This window comes from Phenylobacterium sp. (genome assembly GCF_031425575.1).
Classification (GTDB): Bacteria; Pseudomonadota; Alphaproteobacteria; order Caulobacterales; family Caulobacteraceae; genus Phenylobacterium.
Map to the genome: position 1 here is coordinate 1 of NZ_JANPJP010000088.1, position 2,543 is coordinate 2,543.

General features: G+C 66.3%; 4 protein-coding genes and 1 pseudogene. All 5 read left to right on the plus strand.

All coding sequences use genetic code 11. From position 1 onward, the window contains the following. A pseudogene (locus RMO97_RS04845) lies at nucleotides 1–259 on the plus strand (NADH-quinone oxidoreductase subunit D); the annotation flags it as partial. Then, nucleotides 256–606: a nuclear transport factor 2 family protein gene (locus RMO97_RS04850; protein WP_310539411.1), complete on the plus strand. Its 351-nt coding sequence runs from the start codon at nucleotides 256–258 to the stop codon at nucleotides 604–606. The pseudogene RMO97_RS04845 and the gene RMO97_RS04850, both read left to right, overlap by 4 nt. 10 nt (nucleotides 607–616) lie before the next feature. Then, nucleotides 617–1,297 carry an NADH-quinone oxidoreductase subunit NuoE gene (nuoE, locus tag RMO97_RS04855; protein WP_310539412.1) on the plus strand — a complete coding sequence of 227 codons (681 nt, stop codon included), beginning with the start codon at nucleotides 617–619 and terminating at the stop codon, nucleotides 1,295–1,297. After that, a complete protein-coding gene (locus tag RMO97_RS04860; RefSeq protein ID WP_310539413.1) occupies nucleotides 1,294–1,503 on the plus strand; it encodes a hypothetical protein in 210 nt (69 codons plus the stop codon). Before nuoE ends, RMO97_RS04860 begins: the two co-directional genes overlap by 4 nt. Before the next feature lie 6 nt (nucleotides 1,504–1,509). After that, a partial coding sequence (nuoF, locus tag RMO97_RS04865) for an NADH-quinone oxidoreductase subunit NuoF (protein ID WP_310539414.1) occupies nucleotides 1,510–2,543 on the plus strand: 1,034 nt, incomplete at its 3' end.

Genomic DNA, 2,543 nt, shown 5'->3' on the forward strand with positions numbered 1-2,543 from the left:
GATCCACCACTTCAAGCTCTACACCGAGGGCTTCCGCACCCCGGAAGGCGAGGTCTACGCGGCCGTCGAGGCGCCCAAGGGCGAGTTCGGCGTCTTCCTGGTGAGCGACGGCGGCAACAAGCCCTATCGCTGCAAGATCCGTGCGCCGGGCTATCCGCACCTGGCGGCCATGGACTGGATGGCCAAGGGCCACATGCTGGCCGACGTCTCGGCGATCATCGGGTCGCTGGACATCGTGTTCGGGGAGGTGGACCGATGAGCGCGCCCGCCTGCATCTCGCCGTTCGACGTCGTGGACGGCCAGTTCGAAGCCTACAACAGCCAGAACCTCTCGGCCTTCTGCGCCTATTACGCCGACAATGCGGTGCTGGCCGACTTCAACGGCGCGATCACCGCCGACGGGATCGACGCCATCCGCGCCCGGCATGAGAAGCTGTTTGCCGACTTCCCGCAGAACAAGGCTGAGTTGATGGCGCGGGTGGTCATCGGCTCGCGCGTCATCGACCACGAACGCGTCGCCCGCACCCCCGGCGGCGACACTTTCGAGGTCGCGGCCATCTACACCATCTCGGACGCCAAGATCGTCCGGGTCGACTTCGTGAAGTGAGGCTCTGACCGTGAGCGTTCGACGCCTTTCCCCAGATCAACCCGCCAGCTTCGCCTTCTCGGCCGAGACGATGAAGCAGGTTCAGTGGTGGATCTCCAAATACCCGGACGGCCGCCAGCAGTCGGCGGTGATCCCGGTCCTGTGGCTGGTGCAGAAGCAGGAGGGCTGGGTGTCGGAGCCCGCCATCCGCGCCGTCGCCGACCTGCTGAAGATGGCCACCATCCGGGTCTACGAGGTCGCCACCTTCTATACGATGTTCATGCTGGAGCCGGTGGGAACGACGGCCCTGGTGCAGGTGTGCGGCACCACGGCGTGCCAGTCGCGCGGCTCCGAGGCCCTGCTTGAGGTCTGCCGCAAGCGCTTCGGCCCCGACAGCCACCGCTCGGCGGATGGCAAGTTCTACTGGCAGGAGGTCGAGTGCCTCGGCGCCTGTTCCAACGCGCCCATGGCGGCCATCAACGACCGCTATTACGAGGACCTCACCGTCGAGGGCTTCGAGAAGCTGCTGGACGCCTTCGCCGCAGGCCAGACGCCGCCCCCCGGCTCCGAGATCGGCCGTCAGGGCAGCGCTGTCCTGGGCGGGAACACCACGCTGAACGACCCCAAGCTCTATGACGGATCGGCCGCCAAGCCGATCAAGTCGCTGCCGAACGCCGCCCCCAAGGGTAAGGCCAAGGCGCCTGTCGCATGACAGAGGCCGAGGTCGCCAAGCGCCGGTTCACGATCATGGTCGCGGTCTCCGCGGCCAGCGTCTTCGTGGCCATCGCGGCGATCGTCTGCGCCTTTCGGTTCAGCCAGTCCTGGCTGCTGGTCGTCTTTGGGGTCGCGCTGCTGATCGGGTTCGGCGCGCAAATCTGGTTCATCGCGGGCTCGCCGCCCGCGAAAAAGGGAGTGTAGGGGGTCTTGGTCGGCATCCTGGAAGACAAGGACCGCATCTTCACCAACATCTACGGGCTCCAAGACTGGGGCCTGGAAGGTGCGAAGGCGCGCGGCTGCTGGAACGCGACCCGCGAGATGCTGGGTCAGAGCCACGAATGGGTCTGCGAGCAGATCCGTGAGTCCGGCCTGCGGGGCCGGGGAGGCGGGGGCTTTGTCACCGGCTTCAAGTGGACACTGATGCCGCAGCAGCTCAGCGAGCGGCCCCACTACCTGGTGGTCAACGCCGATGAGTCCGAGCCTGGCGCCTGCAAGGACCGCGAGATCATTCGCAATGATCCGCACCTGCTGATCGAAGGCTGCATGATCGCCAGCTACGCGATCCGCGCCCACACCGCCTACATCTATATTCGCGGCGAGTACGTCGCCGAGCGCGAGCGTCTGGAAGCCGCCATCAAGCAGGCCTATGCGGCCAAGCTGATCGGCAAGGACAACGTCAACGGCTGGGACTTCGACCTCCACGTCACCCACGGGGGCGGGGCCTATATCTGCGGCGACGAAACCGCCCTGATGGAGAGCCTGGAGGGCAAGAAAGGCCAACCGCGCCTGAAGCCGCCTTTCCCGGCCGGCGCCGGCATCTATGGCTGCCCCACCACCATCAACAACGTCGAGTCCATCGCCGTCGTCGGCACGATCCTGCGCCGTGGCGCGGGCTGGTTCTCGAGCTTCGGCCGCCCAAAGAACGCCGGCACCAAGCTGATGGCGGCTTCGGGCCACGTGAACAAGCCGAGCGTGGTCGAAGAGGCCATGTCCATCCCCATGCGCCAGTTGATCGAGGATCATTTCGGCGGCGTGCGCGGCGGCTGGGGCAAGCTCAAGGCGGTGATCCCGGGCGGGGTCTCCATGCCGATGATCACCCGCGAACAGGCCGAGACGGTCCTGATGGACTTCGACGACCTGCCGCGCGTGCAGTCGCGCCTGGGCACGGCAACCATGATCCTCTTCGACGAGGACACCGACCTGGTCCGCGTGATCGCCCGGGTCTCGCGCTTCTTCAAGCA